Origin of the sequence: Novosphingobium sp. IK01, from assembly GCF_033242265.1 — a bacterium.
In the GTDB taxonomy this organism is placed as follows: Bacteria; Pseudomonadota; Alphaproteobacteria; order Sphingomonadales; family Sphingomonadaceae; genus Novosphingobium; species Novosphingobium pituita.
Genome location: NZ_BTFW01000001.1, coordinates 2,181,522 through 2,196,353, shown reverse-complemented (window position 1 = coordinate 2,196,353; position 14,832 = coordinate 2,181,522). Strand labels below are relative to the sequence as shown.

Below are 14,832 nucleotides of genomic sequence, written 5' to 3'. Positions count from 1 at the left end.
CTCTCCAACCGGTTGGCCGATCCGTCGCGCGACCGGATCGCTCCGCCGCTGCCTATCCCCGCGCGCACGAAAAAGGGAGGGGCTTCTTGACCATATCGGCAGTATCGGCAAAGCACAGGGTATGAAGCTCGATGACGACATCGCCCTGGCCCTGCGTTTGGCCGATGCGGCTGGCGCTGCCATTCGCCCCTATTTTCGCAGTGTCAGTGCCGAGCGCAAGGGGGACGCGACCCCTGTGACTTTGGCCGACCGCGCCGCCGAAGAGGCCATGCGCGCAATTCTGGCCGCCGAAGTCCCGCGTGACGGGATCGTGGGCGAGGAATTCGGCACGCGCGAAGGCAGCACCGGGCGGACATGGGTGCTCGACCCCATCGACGGGACGGCGGGCTTTCTGGCCGGGCGCGCGATCTTCGGGACGCTGATCGCGCTGCTGGTCGACGGGTTCCCCGTTCTGGGTGTGATCGACCAGCCGATTGCGGGGGAACGCTGGGTCGGTGCCTCGGGCATGGCCACCACGCTCAACGGCCAGCCGGTCCGCACGCGTCCGTGCCGCGAACTGGCTGAGGCGACCATCGCCACCACTGGCCCGCACTATTTCAGCCAGCACGAGGGCGAGCACTTCATGGCGCTGGCCTCGCAGACCGACTATCGCCGCATGGTCATGGGCGGGGACTGCTACAACTATGCGATGCTGGCGACCGGCCAGCTCGACATCGTGTGCGAGGCGGGCCTCAAGCTTCACGACTGGGCCGCGCTGGTTCCGGTGGTCGAAGGGGCCGGGGGCACGATGGCCGACTGGAACGGCGACCCGCTCCATGCCGGGTCGGAAGGCCATGTCATCGCGCTGGGCGATCCGGCGCGACTCGACGACGTGATCGAGGCGCTGGCCGCCGGGCATTCGCATGGTCATTAACGGCGTGCATTCGCATTCGCACGGGCACTGATCGCCCCTTTTCACAGATCGGCGTTCCGCCGACATGCCATGGTTACCGTCCTGCCCGTCTCGGCTGCGGGAAGGGGCGGGCATTGCAATCGGTCCGGGCAACCGCTACATCGTCCCCAGCATCAAGAGTTGGGGATGACGCCCCGACGCCAACCTGCCGTTCCGGGCAAGGTGGCGCTCTCCTGCCTGGCGGGGGAGGATGTGGCCGATCCGGCAATCCAACGGAGCAAGCCCCAGGCGTCCTTTCCCCATCTGCTTTACGCCGATTTTGAGGAAAGAACTGCCCGTGCCGATCAGGATTGCCGACAACCTCCCCGCCCGCCGCACCCTTGAGGCCGAGGGCGTGATCGTCATGGGCGAGACCGAGGCCGCGCGTCAGGACATCCGTCCCTTGCGCATCGCGCTGCTCAACCTGATGCCCGACAAGATCACCACCGAGACCCAGATCGCGCGGCTGCTGGGTGCTACCCCGCTCCAGATCGAACTGACGCTGGTGCGTCTTTCGGGCCATGTCAGCAAGACCACGTCGGCCGGGCACATCGCCGAATTCTACCGTCCGTTCGACGAGATCCAGACCGAGCGTTTCGACGGGCTGATCATCACCGGCGCCCCGGTCGAGACGATGGCCTATGGCGAGGTGACCTACTGGGACGAACTGCGCCGGATCTTCGACTGGAGCCAGACCCACTGTCACCGCCTGCTCACGATCTGCTGGGGGGCGATGGCCGCGCTTCACTATTTCCACGGCGTGCCCAAGCATCCGCTGGCGGCCAAGGCCCATGGCGTGTTCGACCATGAGGTGCGCGCCTCGGGCAGTCCCTGGCTGCGTGGCATGTCCGATGTGGTGCCCGTGCCGGTCTCGCGCTGGAGCGAGGTGCGCAGCGCCGACCTTCCCGCCGGGCTGACCGTCCTGCTCGAAAGCGAGGAGAGCGGGCTGTGTCTGGTCGACGACCCGGCCCGCCGCGCGCTCCACATGCTCAACCATCTTGAGTATGACACGCTCACCCTCGACACCGAATATCGCCGCGACGGCTCGGGCCCGGTGCCGCGCCACTATTACCGCAACGACGACCCGGCCAACCTGCCGCGCAACACATGGCGCACCCATGGGCATCAGTTGTTCGGCAACTGGATCAACGAGGTCTACCAGACGACCCCGTTCGATCTGGACGATGTCGGGGCCGTTCTTCAGGTCTGATCCGAAACTTGTGTTTCGGATCGTTCGGCGCCGGTCCGCTCCCCCACCCGATCTCCCAACGATAGTACCCTATGGGAGGTCGGCCCCCTCAGCGAAAACGTCCCCCGGACGTTTTCGTGTTCTTCGGGACGGGAGCGGGCTGGTGCCGAACTGAAATTCGCATCTTCGGCGAATTTCAATCAAGCCTGACGGAGCCGAATCGAGTTGCCAAGCGGCCCCCGGAACGCTAAGGGCCGCCCCTTCAATCCACGCGGATCGACGACCTTGCCTGGCCACATAGGGCTGCCACGGCGGGGACGCCGCGTTGAACAAGGAGACGAAAATGCCCAAGCTCAAGACCAAGAGCGGCGTGAAGAAGCGCTTCAAGCTCACTGCCACCGGCAAGGTCAAGCACGGCGTGGCCGGCAAGCGCCACCGCCTGATCAGCCATAACGCCAAGTACATCCGCCAGAACCGCGGCACCGACGTGATCTCCGACGCTGACGCGAAGGTGATCAAGAAGTGGGCGCCCTACGGGCTGAACTGAGGAGGCTGATCCATGTCCCGTATCAAGCGCGGCACCACTACGCGTGCCAAGCACAAGCGCATTCTTGACCAGGCCAAGGGTTACCGCGGCCGCCGCAAGAATACGATCCGCGTTGCTCGTCAGGCCGTCGAAAAGGCCGGCCAGTACGCCTACCGCGACCGCAAGGTGAAGAAGCGGACCTTCCGCGCCCTCTGGATCCAGCGCATCAACGCTGCGGTCCGCGCTGAAGGCCTGACCTACTCGCAGTTCATCCACGGCACCAAGCTGGCTGGCATCGAACTCGATCGCAAGGCGATGGCCGATCTGGCCATGAACGAAGGCGGCGTGTTCGCGGCTGTCATCGCTCAGGCGAAGGCTGCCCTTCCGGCGGCCTGATCGCTTCTTTGCGATTTTGAACAAGAGGGCGCGTATCCACCCGGATGCGCGCCCTTTTGCGTGGACGGGGCCGTGGGGGCGGGCTAGCCTCCCTCGCGAATGCCACGAGAAGGCCGCCCCGAAAGCTGCGGCGAATGCACGGTCACGGCACGCTTCGTGCAGCCTGCGTCCCTGCTTCGGCCCGGTTATGTCACGCTTTACGTGATCGATATCGATGCGCCTGCCGATGGAGCGCAGGTGGTCGACTGGCACTATCCCGAATGGGCCGCCCTGCGCATCGCGCGCCATGCTTTTCGTGAAACCTGGACCGACGGGCGCGTGCCCGGGGTTTCGTCGCGGACGACGCTGGTCGGGCCGGCCAGCCGGGGGCTGCGGTTCGAGACCGGGGCGACGCGGATGTGGGTCGTCCGGTTCCAGCCATTGGGCTGGGCGCGCTATTTCGGGGTGCCATCGGGGCTGATGGCCAGCGATTTTGCCGACGGCATCTTCGATATCGGGCGCGAGTCCCGGCTGGCCCATTTTCGCGGGCTGGCGAGCGCGGTCGATGCGGCGGGAACGGCGGAAGCCGAACTGGCCGCGATCCTGCGCTGGTTTGCCGCCTGGGACGAGCGGTCCGTGCCCGATGCCGCGCGGATCGAGGCCTGCCATGCCGCGCTCCTGCGCGAGGATGTGCGCACGGTCGGCGATCTCTCGGCGGCCAGCGGGTTGCCGGCCCACACGCTCGAACGCCTGTGCCAGCGCCATTTCGGATTTCCGCCGCAAATGCTGGTGCGCCGCGAGCGGTTCCTGCGCAGCATGCGCCGCCACATGCGCGATCCGGCAGCCCGCTGGACGCGGGCGATGGACAGCCAATATTACGATCAGGCCCAGTTCGTGCGCGATTTCCGCCGCTTCATGGGCATGACGCCCAGCGACTATGCCAGCCACCCGCACCCGGTGATGGGCCCGGTGATGCAGGCGCAGGAGGAGGCATTGGCGCAGGCGCTGGCACAGGCGCCGCAGGCCCTGACGGGGCCCTGACGGGCGGCGCGGTCGCCCCGCACCAAAAAGGGAGCGGAAATGGGGCTCCTGACGCACTCGCGCTTTGATTTCTGGCGCGCGGCGCGCTAGCGGCAGGCGCGATGGAACAGCTTGATCACCAGCAGGCGCAGACGCTCGACGCCATTGCCGCCGCCACCACCGCTGAGGCGGTCGAGGCGATCCGTGTTGCTGCCCTTGGCAAGCAGGGCTGGGTCTCGGCCCTGCTCAAGACGCTGGGCGGCATGAGCCCCGAGGAACGCCAGGCCAAGGGCCCGCAGATCCACGCCGCGCGCGAGGCGGTCACCGCCGCGCTCGGCGCGCGCAAGGCCGAACTCGAAACCGCCGCGCTCGACGCGCGTCTGGCTGCCGAGGCGGTCGACCTGTCGCTGCCCGCGCCCGAGGCGCCGCGCGGTTCGGTTCACCCTGTCTCGCAGGTGATGGACGAACTGGCCGAGATCTTCGCCGACATGGGCTTTGCCGTCGCCAGCGGCCCGGAAATCGAGGACGACTGGCACAATTTCACCGCGCTCAACATGCCCGAGACGCACCCGGCGCGCGCGATGCACGACACCTTCTACTTCCCTGACAAGGACGCGCAAGGCCGTGACATGCTGCTGCGCACGCATACTTCGCCCGTGCAGATCCGCACGATGCTGAAGGAAGGCGCGCCCTTGCGGATCATCGCGCCGGGCCGTGTCTATCGCTCGGACAGCGACGCCACGCATACCCCGATGTTCCACCAGATCGAAGGTCTGGTGATCGACAAGGGCATTCATCTGGGCCACCTGAAGTGGACGCTGGAAACCTTCCTCAAGGCCTTCTTCGAGCGCGACGACATCGTCCTGCGCCTGCGCCCCAGCTATTTCCCGTTCACCGAGCCTTCGGTCGAGGTCGACGTGGGCTACACGCTGGTCCAAGGCAAGCGCGTGGTCGGCGGCAGCGGCGATGCGCCGGGCGGCGGCTGGATGGAAGTGCTCGGCTCGGGCATGGTCAATCGCAAGGTCATCGAATTCGGCGGGCTCGATCCCGATGAATGGCAGGGCTTTGCCTTTGGCACCGGGGTCGATCGCCTCGCCATGCTCAAGTACGGGCTCGACGATCTGCGCGCCTTCTTCGATGGCGATGCGCGCTGGCTCAATCATTACGGGTTCGCGGCGCTCGACGTGCCTACCCTTTCGGCAGGCGTGGGAGTGCGGCCGTGAAGTTTTCCCTTTCGTGGCTCAAGGCCCTGCTCGACACCCAGGCGAGCACCGTTGAAATTGCCGAGAAGCTGACCGCGCTGGGTCTGGAAATCGAAAGCGTGACCGATGCTTCGGTCGCGCTCCAGAAGTTCCGCGTTGCCCGCGTGCTGACGGCCGAAAAGCACCCTCAGGCCGACAAGCTTCAGGTGCTGTCGGTCGATCTGGGCGATGGCAGCCCGCTTCAGGTCGTCTGCGGCGCGCCCAATGCGCGTGCGGGGCTGGTCGGCGTGCTGGGCCTGCCCGGCGCGGTGGTTCCGGCCAATGGCATGGAACTGCGCAAGAGCGCGATTCGCGGCGTCGAATCGAACGGCATGATGTGTTCCACGCGCGAGCTGTGTCTGGGCGAGGACCACGACGGCATCATCGAACTGCCCGAAGACGCCCCGCTGGGGCAGTCCTATGCCGACTACATCGGCTCGGACCCGGTCTTCGACGTGTCGATCACGCCCAACCGTCCCGATTGCATGGGCGTTTATGGCATTGCCCGCGATCTGGCCGCCGCCGGGATCGGCACGCTGCGCCCGCTGGGCGTGGACAGCGTGGCTGGCACCGGCCCTTGCCCGGTCGAAATCCGCATCGAGGACGAGGCGGCATGCCCCGCCTTCTATGGCCGCGTGATCAAGGGCGTGACCAATGGCCCGTCGCCCGCATGGTTGCAGGATCGCCTGAAGGCCGCCGGGCAGCGCCCGATCTCGGCGCTGGTCGATGTGACCAACTATGTGATGCTCGGCTATGGCCGTCCGGCCCATGCCTATGACCTGGCGAAGCTGACCGGCGCCGTCACCGCGCGCCCCGCGCGCGAGGGCGAGACCGTCGTCGCGCTCAACGGCAAGGAATATACGCTCGCCCCGTTCATGACCGTGATCGCCGATGAAGCGGGCGTCCACGACATCGCCGGGATCATGGGCGGCGAGCATTCGGGCTGTTCGGACACGACGACCGACGTGCTTCTCGAAGTCGCCTATTTCGATCCGGCCCATATCGCCCGCACCGGGCAGGCACTGGCGCTGGCCAGCGACGCGCGCGGGCGCTTCGAGCGCGGGGTCGATCCGGCCTTCCTCGACACCGGCATGGACCTTCTGACCGCGCTGATCCTCGACATCTGCGGCGGCGAGGCGAGCGAAGTGGTCCGCGTGGGCGCCCCCCCGCTGGCGCAGCGCGTGCTGGCCTATGATCCGGCGCTCTGCGCGCGGCTGGGCGGCGTCGCCGTGGCCCAGAGCGAGCAGAAGCGCATCCTCGCCGCGCTCGGCTTTGCCGTCGAGGGTGATGGCGAATGGACCGTGACCGTCCCGACCTGGCGCCCGGACATCATCGGCGCGCCCGATCTGGTCGAGGAAGTGATCCGCGTTCACGGGCTCGATGCCGTGCCCTCGACCCCGCTGCCGCGTGTCGACGGCGTGGCCCGCCCGACGGCGACCCCGGTGCAGATGCTCGAACGCCGCCTGCGCCGCGCGGCGGCCGCGCGTGGCGCCCACGAGGCCGTCACCTGGTCGTTCCTGCCCGAGGCACAGGCCACCGCCTTTGCCGATGGACAGGCGCTGTGGACGCTGGCCAACCCGATCTCGGAAGACTTGAAGGTCATGCGGCCCTCGCTGCTGCCCGGCCTGCTGGCTGCGGTGCGCCGCAACCTCGATCGCGGCGCGACCAGCCTGCGCTTGTTCGAGATCGGCCGCCGCTATCTGCGCGCCGACAATGGCCAGAGCGACGAGCGCCTGAGCCTCGCGGTCGTTCTTGCGGGCGAAAAGACCCCGCGCGGCTGGGACAGCGGCAAGGCACAGCCCTTCACCGCGTTCGACGCCAAGGCCGAGGCGCTGGCCCTGCTGGCACAGGCTGGCGCACCGGTCGACAACCTCCAGGTCATGGGCGAGGCCGGGCCGCAGTTCCACCCCGGCCAGTCGGCCACGCTGCGCCTTGGCCCCAAGCAGGTTCTCGCCCGCTTCGGGATGCTCCACCCGCTCACCGCCAAGGCCTTCGGCCTCGAAGGCCCGGTGGCCGTGGTCGAGCTGTTCCTCGACCGGATTCCGGCGAAGAAGACCGCCAGCGGCTTTGCCCGTCCACACTTCGCGCCTCCGGCGCTGCAAGCCGTGACGCGCGACTTCGCCTTCCTCGTTGCGGACAAGGTGCCTGCGGGCGATCTGCTGCGCGCGGTCAAGGGCGCCGACAAGACCGCGATCGTCGCTGCGCGCGTGTTCGACGATTTCCGGGGGCAGGGCGTGCCCGAAGGCCACAAGAGCCTGGCCATCGAAGTGACGCTCCAGCCGGGCGACAAGAGCTTCGATGAAGCGGCCCTCAAGGCCATTGCCGACAAGATCGTGGCGGCGGCAGCCAAGCAGGGCGGCACCCTGCGCGCCTGACAGCCCGAGCATGCAAAAAAGGGAGGGAAGGGGCATGGCCGCTTCCCTCCCTTTTTGTTTGTTCGGCCCTCAGGCTCTGGCGTGGGCGCCGATGAGGTCGAACCGGCTGGGCGCGAGGTCGCCGCCGAAGCGATAGCTCGATGCGCTGATTCCGCCGCGCATCTGGTCTTCGGAATAGATGCACAGGCCCTGCTCGTTGCCGGCGGCGCCCACGGCGACCATCAGCGGGATCAGGTGATCCTCGCGCGGGTGGCAGATGCGTGCGGCGGGGGCCTGGTCCCAGTGCAGCAGGCGGGCTTCGCGCTGCGCAGGGGATACTTCGGTGAGCGTATGGCGCAGCCAGGCATCGAAGGCCGCCGAAGGGGCCGCTGCCCCTGCGTTGAAATGGCGCAGGTTGTGGAAGCTGAACCCCGAACCGATGATCAGCACGCCCTCGTCGCGCAAGGGGGCAAGCGCATGGCCGAGCGCCAGATGCGCCGCCGGGTCGTAGTCGGCGCGCAGCGACAGGCTGAGCACCGGCACATCGGCCTCGGGCCAGATCGGTTGCAGCATCGAGAACGTGCCATGGTCATAGCCCCGCACCGGATCGCGGCCCATGGCGATCCCGGCGCCTTGGGCCAGATCGACCACGCGTTCGGCCAGTTCGGGTGCGCCGGGGGCGGGGTAGCGGATGTGATAGGTGTGCTCGGGGAAGCCGTAATAGTCGTAGACCATCCCCGGCATGGCTGCCGTCGAGACGGTGAAGCGCGGTTCCTCCCAGTGCCCCGAGGCGACCAGCACCGCGCGCGGCTTTTCGGGCAATTGCGCGGGGATCGCCTTGAGCGAGGCTTCGAGCCAGTCGAACCCGCGCCGGAACGGCCCGTCGAGCCAGGGCCAGGGGCCGCCCCCGTGCGAGAGGAAGAGAACCGGTTGCTGCATTGTCGAACTGTCCTTTCGGCCCCTTATGTAGGGAGCCTGTCCGACACGGGCAGGGACAAAAAGCTGCCCATCTTGTTCCGGTTTGCCGAAAGGCCGGGGCTGCGCGTCAGGCCACTTCGGCCCAGTCGGTGGCCATGGCAAAGGCGGGCCTGCTCTGGCCCGCGTGCCCCGGCCCATCGGCTGCGCGGTGGATCAGGATCGGCCCGTCGTTGTCTGCTCCCTTGCTGCCCGCTCCATTGCCGCCCGAAGCGAACGAAAGGCCCGCCGCATCGAGTTGCCCGCGCGAGACGCGATAGCGCGTACACAGTCCGCCATTGCCGTCGCTGACCAGTTCCTGCTCGAATTCGAGCCCCTGCTGATAGCCCCTGCTGCGCCGCACTCTGGCCACCACCAGCTGCCCATCGCCCAGATCGAGCACGAAGGCCGTGCCCACGGGCACTTCGAGCAGCCCCTCGATCAGGGCGCCCGACATCGACAGGTTGCGCAGCATGACCGGGTAATAATGGTCCTCGTGGACGACACCCACGCGGCGGAACATGGTCTGGCGCTGGTGGCGCTGGCGCGAGGGGCCCGAAGGCTGGATGACCCATGGCTCACCGCCCAGCGCCTGCATGAAGGCAGCGTTGTCGAGCGGGACGCTGTAGATATAGCCCTGCACATGGCTGACATTCAGGGCCTTCATCAGGTCGAACTGGTCGAAGCTTTCGACCCCTTCGGCCGTGGTTTCCATGTCGAGCGCCTGGGCCAGCGCGACGATGGCGGCAATGATCGCCCGGTTGCGGCTGCCGGTCTGGGTGGCCCCGCGCACGAAGGACTGGTCGATCTTGATCTTGTCGAACGGCGCGGTCCGCAGATAGCCGAGCGAGGAATAGCCGGTGCCGAAATCGTCGAGCGACAGGCGCACGCCGAGCCCCTTGAGCGCCTTGAAGCGCGCGTCGGTGGCGCCGTTTTCCTGCATGAAGACGCCTTCGGTGATCTCCAGTTCGAGACGGGCCGGGTCCAGTCCCGAGCGGGCGAGGGCCGTGGCCACCAGCACGGGGAAATGTTCGTCGGCAAACTGCACGGGCGAGACATTGACCGCCACGCGCAAGGGCATCGGCCAGGCGGCGGCATCGGCGCAGGCCCTGAACAGCACCCATTCGCCGATGGCCCGGATCAGGTTCGATTCCTCGGCAATCGGGATGAACCGCGCGGGCGAGATCGCCCCGCAGCGCGGATGGGTCCAGCGCAGCAGCGCCTCGACCCCGATCACGCGATTGTCCTGCGCCATCACGATCGGCTGGTAATGCAAGGCCAGTTCACCGCGGGCGAGCGCATCGTGGAGGTCTTCTTCGAGCGTCTTGCGCTCCTCGGCCGCGCGCAGCAGGTCACCGGCAAAGAAGCGGTATCGCCCGCGTCCGCTGCCCTTGGCGGCATAGAGCGCCAGATCGGCGCTGCGCACCAGTTCTTCGGCCAGCGTGCCGTCGAACGGCGCGATGGCCAGCCCGATCGAGGCGCCGATCAGGCAGCGGCTGCCTTCGATCATGTAGGGTTGCGACAAGTCGGCGATGATCGACAGGGCCAGTTCGCCCAGGCGCCCGCGATCCTCGACATCGGGCAGGATGATCTGGAATTCGTCGCCCCCCAGGCGGCAGACCCGGCTCTCGTCGCCGATCAGCTTGACCAGCCGTTCGGCCACCTGCTTGAGCAGGAGATCCCCGGCGGCATGCCCCAGCGTGTCGTTGACCTGCTTGAAGCGGTCGAGATCGATCAGCAGCGTCGCACAAGGGCGCGAGGCGGCAGCCAGCATGGTCAGCGTGCGCGCCAGCATCTGGGTCATGTGGCGGCGATTGGCCAGCCCGGTGAGGGGATCGTGCGAGGCCAGGTGCGAGGTCTCCTCGGCCTTGCGGCGGGCCTGGCTGATGTCGGTGCAATGGCCGTGGAAGCCGGTGAACACCCCCCGGTCGTGGATTGCCTCGCCCGAAAGCGACCACCAGCGCCGCTCGCAGCCCGATCCGGTGTGGACGATCAGGTGCTCGAAGCGGGTACGGCGGGCCAGAGTGAAGCGCAGCGAACGCTCGCCATCGGCCTCGTCATGCGCAAACAGGTCGAGCAGGGCGCGTCCCACCGGAGGGGTGCCATCGTCGAGCATCGCGCGCAGGCCCGGCGAGGCATATGTCAGCCGTCCTTGCGCATCGCTGGACCAGAACGCGCCCAGGCCCATGGTCTCATAGGCCCGGCACAAGGCAGCCGCATGCGCCTCGGGCAATTCCCGTGCATGGTCCTGTCGGTCACGCGGCTGCTCTGCGCGGCTTTGCCCGCCGCGACCCTGAACTCCGCCGCGCACCAGCATGCTTCCGGCCAGGCTGCTCCTGGCAAAGCGCCGGAATACCATTTCTATCTCCGCGAGTGCGACCTGTCGTTTCAGGTGATTCTAGCCATGCACGCTTGAAGGAATGTTAACTTTTGGCGGTTGGTTCGGGTCTTCGGCCCCGGAAAATCACAAAAAAATGGCCGAAAGCGCGTTAACGCTTTCGGCCTAGGTCGTTCGCAGGAGGAACAAGGTTTGGCGGGAGAGGGGGAGAGAGGGAGAGGATCAGGTCCGCCCTCCCCGCCAAGCTGGGAAAAACTTACATGTTGTAGGCGCGTTCGCCGTGTTCGGTGATGTCGAGGCCTTCGCGCTCGGCTTCCTGCGTCGGACGCAGGCCGATGGTCTTGTCCAGCGCGATGAACAGGATCGCCGAGACACCGCCCGAGAGCACCACGGTCAGCAGGACCGCCTTGATCTGGGTGATCAGCTGGCCAACCATGTCGTAGGTGCCCGGTTGGGCGGGGAACACGGTGTAGTCGATCCAGCCCTGGCCACCCAGGCGCGGGTCGGCGACGATGGCCGTGCCGATGGCGCCCACGATCCCGCCCACGCAGTGCACGCCGAAGACGTCGAGCGTGTCGTCGTACTTGAGGGCGTTCTTGACGGTGGTGACGAAGAAGAAGCAGACCGGCGAGACGATGAAGCCGAGGATCACCGCGCCCATCGGAGCAGCGAAACCGGCCGCCGGGGTGATCGCGACGAGGCCCGCGACGGCACCCGAGGCGGCGCCCAGCATCGAAGGCTTGCCATGCTTGACCTGCTCGATGACCGACCACGAGACGGCGGCAGCGGCGGTGGCGACGAAGGTGTTGATGAAGGCGAGGCTGGTGGCGGCGTTGGCTTCAAGGCCCGAACCGGCGTTGAAACCGAACCAGCCCACCCACAGCAGCGAGGCGCCGATCATGGTCATGGTCAGCGAGTGGGGCGGGGTGGCTTCCTTGCCATAGCCAAGGCGCTTGCCGATCACGAGGCAGCCGACCAGACCGGCGATGCCCGCATTGATGTGGACGACGGTGCCGCCCGCGAAGTCGAGGCCGCCCCAGCCATAGATCAGGCCGGCGTCGCTCGGGTTGTCCGACAGGAAGTCGGGACCGGCGAAGTACCACACCATGTGGGCCATCGGGAAGTAGACCAGCGTCAGCCACAGGACGGTGAAGATCATCAGCGGGGTGAACTTCACGCGCTCGGCAAAGGCGCCCACGATCAGCGCCGGGGTGATGCACGCGAAGGTCATCTGGAAGATGACGTAGACATATTCGGGCAGGTAGACGTTGTTCGAGAACGTCGCCGCATAGGTCGAGATCGAGACGCCCTGGAGGAAGGCCTTCGAGAAGCCGCCGACATAGGGCGAGCCGCCGGTGAAGGCCATCGAGTAGCCCCAGCAGACCCAGCACAGCGCGGCGACCGAAACGATCATCAGCACCTGCATGAGGACCGAGAGCATGTTCTTGGTACGCACGAGGCCGCCGTAGAACAGCGCCAGCGCGGGAACGCTCATCATCAGGACCAGGGCGGCCGAGACCAGCATCCAGGCCACGTCGCCCTTGTTGACCATGGTGGCCATCTGTTCGGCGGTCGGGGCCTTGATCGGCCCGGTCTGCGCAAAAGCGGCGGAGGCTGCCCCCAGGCCAAGCCCGGCTGCCGTCACGCCACTGATCATCTTGCGGATCATATGGGTTTCCCTCTTCTCGAAAATCAAAGCGCCATGTCGCCGCTCTCGGCGGTGCGGATACGCACGGCCGAAGCGAGATCGAGCACGAAGATCTTGCCGTCGCCGATGGCCTCGGTGCTGGCGGTCTGCTGGATCGTCTCGACGATCTGCGGCGCCAGGTCGTCGCTGGCGGCGATTTCGAGCTTCACCTTGGGAAGCATGTTGGTGGAATATTCAGCGCCGCGATAGATCTCGGTCTGGCCCTTCTGACGGCCAAATCCCTTCACTTCGGACACCGTCATCCCGGCAACGCCCAGCCCCGAGAGTGCGTCGCGCACTTCGTCGAGCTTGAACGGCTTGATGATGGCGATGATGAATTTCATGCATGCCCCCTTTTTTGCACCCTGGGCCCCCGGTTTTGCCCCAACGGCCTGGCCGGTCCGGTATATGCAAGGGGTGTGCCAGATGCAAATACTTACGAAAACCGTGCTTTACGGAAACCATATCCATTCTCGTGCATCCACGAGTCGCCCGATTCTTGTGCAACAGTACATTGCTGCCTATTTTTTGGGCAGGTCCGACGCCCATCCGGCTTTCGGGCGCAGCCTTGCCCAGACCGGCAGATGATCGGACGCCATCACCGCCAGCGGGCTGTGGTGAACCCCCAGATCCTCGACGTGCCAGTCCTCGCTCACGACGATCCGGTCGAGCCCGCCCAGCGGCCTGCGGGCCGGGAAACTGCGCCCCGGCGCCAGCACGGTCAGTTCGTCCGAAAAGGCCGCCAGCGCCCCGCGCCGGGGGGCCCATTCGTTGAAATCCCCCATCAGCACGCGTGCGCCCGTGCCCGCCGCCCCGCAGGCCACGCGCACCTGCTGGCGGCGGCGCAGCCCCGAAAGATCGAGATGCATGCCGATGACCCGCACCGGCTGTCCCTCCCACGCCAGATCGACGGCCACCGCACCGCGCGGTTCGAGCGTGGGCAGGGCCACCGCTTCGCAGCCGGTGACCGCGATTTCGCGCCGCACGAGGATCACGTTGCCATGCCAGCCCAGGCTGCCCGCGCGGCGGGCGCGGTCGATCACGCCGGGGGCCACGGCCCGCCACGGGCTCGCCTCGCGCAGGAGATGGTGCGGGATCACGGCCTCGCGCGTGCCGAAGCGGCGGTCGGCCTCCTGAAGGGCGATCACGTCGGCGTCCAGCTCGCGCAGGACCGCCAGAATGCGCTCGGGATCGCAGATACGGTCGGCGCCCACGCCCTTGTGGATGTTGTAGCTGGCAAAGACCAGGCCGCGCGGCGCCTCCGGCCCGTGGCCGGATTTGTGGCCCGACTCCGGGCCGGGCTTGGAACCGCCGGGCATCGTTCCGTCGTCCGGTGTCAGAGGAAATCGTTCAGCGTGGCGACGAAGCGGTCGAACTGGTCGTGATGGAGCCAGTGGCCGGCATTCTCGAACTCGATCGCCTCGGCGTTGCGGAAATGCTTCATCCGCCCGTCGCGCACCGGGTTCCCGGCCCACGAATCCGCGCCGTTGAGCAGCAGCGTCGGGCAGGTGATCGCCTCCCACAGTTCCTGCTTGCGCTCCTGCGAGATGTCGTAGGGGTGCTCGATATGGAGGTGGGGGTCGAACTTCCAGGTGAAAGTGCCATCCTCGTTGCGGTTGATCCCGTGGATGGTCAGGTGCCGGGCCTGGGTGTCGGTGATGTAGGGGTTCTGGGCCTTCATGCGCGCGATGGCATCGTTGATCGTGGCATAGCGGCGCGGCAGGCGACCGGCGGCCTTGCGCTTTTCGGCGATGTAGTCGCGGATGCGGCGGGCAAAGGGCACCGTGCGCATGCGCGCTTCCCAGTCCGGGGTGGGGAAGATGCCCTCGATCGCCACGAGCCTGCGCACGTCCTCGGGGAACAGCCCGGCATAGCGCAGGGCGAGCGCCGCCCCCATCGAGTGGGCCACGATCGTGACCGGGGCCAGGTCGAGCTGGTGGATCAACTGGGCCACGTCATAGACCATGTCCATGACGCGGTAATTGCCATCGGAAACCCATTCGCTGTCGCCATGGCCGCGATGGTCGAGCGCGATCACGTGCCAGTCCTCGCGCAGGGCCTCCGCCGTCCAGTCCCAGCTGCGACAATGGTCGCGCCCGCCATGGATGAGCAGGAGCGGCGGCTTTCCGGCATTGCCCCAGTCCACATAGTGCAGCCGCAGGCGCTGCGAGGTGAACGTGTTCGAGGTTGGCCCCAGCAAACTCATTGTCCTACCCT

14 protein-coding genes and 1 riboswitch are annotated in these 14,832 nt (G+C 67.0%); of the genes, 8 read left to right on the top strand and 6 right to left on the bottom strand.

Annotated features, from left to right (window positions below; genetic code table 11):
* Nucleotides 1-121: 121 nt before the first annotated feature.
* The 7 genes from SBI20_RS10180 (at nucleotide 122) to pheT (ending at nucleotide 7,657) form a co-directional block, all read left to right on the top strand.
* Nucleotides 122-913, top strand: coding sequence for an inositol monophosphatase family protein (locus SBI20_RS10180; RefSeq protein WP_317974927.1), 792 nt, complete (start codon nucleotides 122-124; stop codon nucleotides 911-913).
* 144 nt (nucleotides 914-1,057) lie between these two features.
* Nucleotides 1,058-1,174, top strand: a riboswitch (SAM-I-IV-variant riboswitch).
* 55 nt (nucleotides 1,175-1,229) lie between these two features.
* A complete protein-coding gene (locus SBI20_RS10175; RefSeq protein WP_317974926.1) occupies nucleotides 1,230-2,141 on the top strand; it encodes a homoserine O-succinyltransferase in 912 nt (303 codons plus the stop codon).
* 322 nt (nucleotides 2,142-2,463) lie between these two features.
* Nucleotides 2,464-2,667, top strand: a complete 204-nt coding sequence (gene rpmI, locus SBI20_RS10170) for a 50S ribosomal protein L35 (RefSeq protein WP_022676503.1) — start codon at nucleotides 2,464-2,466, stop codon at nucleotides 2,665-2,667.
* A 12-nt stretch (nucleotides 2,668-2,679) separates the two neighbouring features.
* Entirely contained in the window at nucleotides 2,680-3,042 is a 363-nt protein-coding gene (gene rplT, locus SBI20_RS10165; RefSeq protein ID WP_022676504.1) for a 50S ribosomal protein L20, read from the top strand.
* 156 nt (nucleotides 3,043-3,198) lie between these two features.
* The gene (locus tag SBI20_RS10160) at nucleotides 3,199-4,062 is read left to right on the top strand and encodes a helix-turn-helix domain-containing protein (RefSeq protein WP_317974925.1); all 864 of its coding nucleotides are present in this window, start codon (nucleotides 3,199-3,201) and stop codon (nucleotides 4,060-4,062) included.
* 101 nt (nucleotides 4,063-4,163) lie between these two features.
* The gene (gene pheS / locus SBI20_RS10155; RefSeq protein WP_317974924.1) at nucleotides 4,164-5,264 is read left to right on the top strand and encodes a phenylalanine--tRNA ligase subunit alpha; all 1,101 of its coding nucleotides are present in this window, start codon (nucleotides 4,164-4,166) and stop codon (nucleotides 5,262-5,264) included.
* On the top strand, nucleotides 5,261-7,657 hold the full coding sequence (pheT, locus tag SBI20_RS10150; RefSeq protein WP_317974923.1) for a phenylalanine--tRNA ligase subunit beta: 2,397 nt from the start codon (nucleotides 5,261-5,263) through the stop codon (nucleotides 7,655-7,657). Before pheS ends, pheT begins: the two co-directional genes overlap by 4 nt.
* A 69-nt stretch (nucleotides 7,658-7,726) precedes the next feature.
* Here the strand turns inward: pheT and SBI20_RS10145 are convergent, their stop codons facing one another.
* Together SBI20_RS10145 and SBI20_RS10140 are read right to left on the bottom strand one after the other, a co-directional pair.
* Nucleotides 7,727-8,575, bottom strand: coding sequence for a DODA-type extradiol aromatic ring-opening family dioxygenase (locus tag SBI20_RS10145; RefSeq protein WP_317974922.1), 849 nt, complete (start codon nucleotides 8,573-8,575; stop codon nucleotides 7,727-7,729).
* 106 nt (nucleotides 8,576-8,681) lie between these two features.
* A complete protein-coding gene (locus SBI20_RS10140; RefSeq protein ID WP_317974921.1) occupies nucleotides 8,682-10,823 on the bottom strand; it encodes an EAL domain-containing protein in 2,142 nt (713 codons plus the stop codon).
* Between the two features lie 9 nt (nucleotides 10,824-10,832).
* On the opposite strand from SBI20_RS10140, the gene SBI20_RS10135 reads away from it, so the two are divergent.
* Entirely contained in the window at nucleotides 10,833-11,006 is a 174-nt protein-coding gene (locus SBI20_RS10135) for a hypothetical protein (protein WP_317974920.1), read from the top strand.
* 178 nt (nucleotides 11,007-11,184) lie between these two features.
* On the opposite strand, the gene SBI20_RS10130 is transcribed toward SBI20_RS10135, so the two are convergent.
* The 4 genes from SBI20_RS10130 to SBI20_RS10115 all read right to left on the bottom strand — a co-directional run bounded on the left by SBI20_RS10130 (nucleotide 11,185) and on the right by SBI20_RS10115 (nucleotide 14,821).
* Nucleotides 11,185-12,597, bottom strand: coding sequence for an ammonium transporter (locus tag SBI20_RS10130; RefSeq protein WP_317974919.1), 1,413 nt, complete (start codon nucleotides 12,595-12,597; stop codon nucleotides 11,185-11,187).
* A 23-nt stretch (nucleotides 12,598-12,620) separates the two neighbouring features.
* Nucleotides 12,621-12,959 carry a P-II family nitrogen regulator gene (locus SBI20_RS10125; RefSeq protein WP_317974918.1) on the bottom strand — a complete coding sequence of 113 codons (339 nt, stop codon included), beginning with the start codon at nucleotides 12,957-12,959 and terminating at the stop codon, nucleotides 12,621-12,623.
* A 177-nt stretch (nucleotides 12,960-13,136) separates the two neighbouring features.
* Nucleotides 13,137-13,934: an endonuclease/exonuclease/phosphatase family protein gene (locus SBI20_RS10120; protein ID WP_317974917.1), complete on the bottom strand. Its 798-nt coding sequence runs from the start codon at nucleotides 13,932-13,934 to the stop codon at nucleotides 13,137-13,139.
* Nucleotides 13,935-13,951: 17 nt separating this feature from the next.
* Nucleotides 13,952-14,821 (bottom strand): alpha/beta fold hydrolase, encoded by an 870-nt coding sequence (locus SBI20_RS10115; RefSeq protein WP_317974916.1) that lies wholly within the window; start codon nucleotides 14,819-14,821, stop codon nucleotides 13,952-13,954.
* Nucleotides 14,822-14,832 lie beyond the last annotated feature (11 nt).

Coding starts and splice junctions, on each gene's coding strand:
- SBI20_RS10180 (WP_317974927.1), top strand. CDS start 122: ATGAAGCTCGATGACGACATCGCCCTGGCCCTGCGTTTGGCCGATGCG.
- rpmI (WP_022676503.1), top strand. CDS start 2,464: ATGCCCAAGCTCAAGACCAAGAGCGGCGTGAAGAAGCGCTTCAAGCTC.
- rplT (WP_022676504.1), top strand. CDS start 2,680: ATGTCCCGTATCAAGCGCGGCACCACTACGCGTGCCAAGCACAAGCGC.
- pheS (WP_317974924.1), top strand. CDS start 4,164: ATGGAACAGCTTGATCACCAGCAGGCGCAGACGCTCGACGCCATTGCC.
- SBI20_RS10145 (WP_317974922.1), bottom strand. CDS start 8,575: ATGCAGCAACCGGTTCTCTTCCTCTCGCACGGGGGCGGCCCCTGGCCC.
- SBI20_RS10135 (WP_317974920.1), top strand. CDS start 10,833: ATGGTCCTGTCGGTCACGCGGCTGCTCTGCGCGGCTTTGCCCGCCGCG.
- SBI20_RS10130 (WP_317974919.1), bottom strand. CDS start 12,597: ATGATCCGCAAGATGATCAGTGGCGTGACGGCAGCCGGGCTTGGCCTG.
- SBI20_RS10125 (WP_317974918.1), bottom strand. CDS start 12,959: ATGAAATTCATCATCGCCATCATCAAGCCGTTCAAGCTCGACGAAGTG.
- SBI20_RS10120 (WP_317974917.1), bottom strand. CDS start 13,934: ATGCCCGGCGGTTCCAAGCCCGGCCCGGAGTCGGGCCACAAATCCGGC.
- SBI20_RS10115 (WP_317974916.1), bottom strand. CDS start 14,821: ATGAGTTTGCTGGGGCCAACCTCGAACACGTTCACCTCGCAGCGCCTG.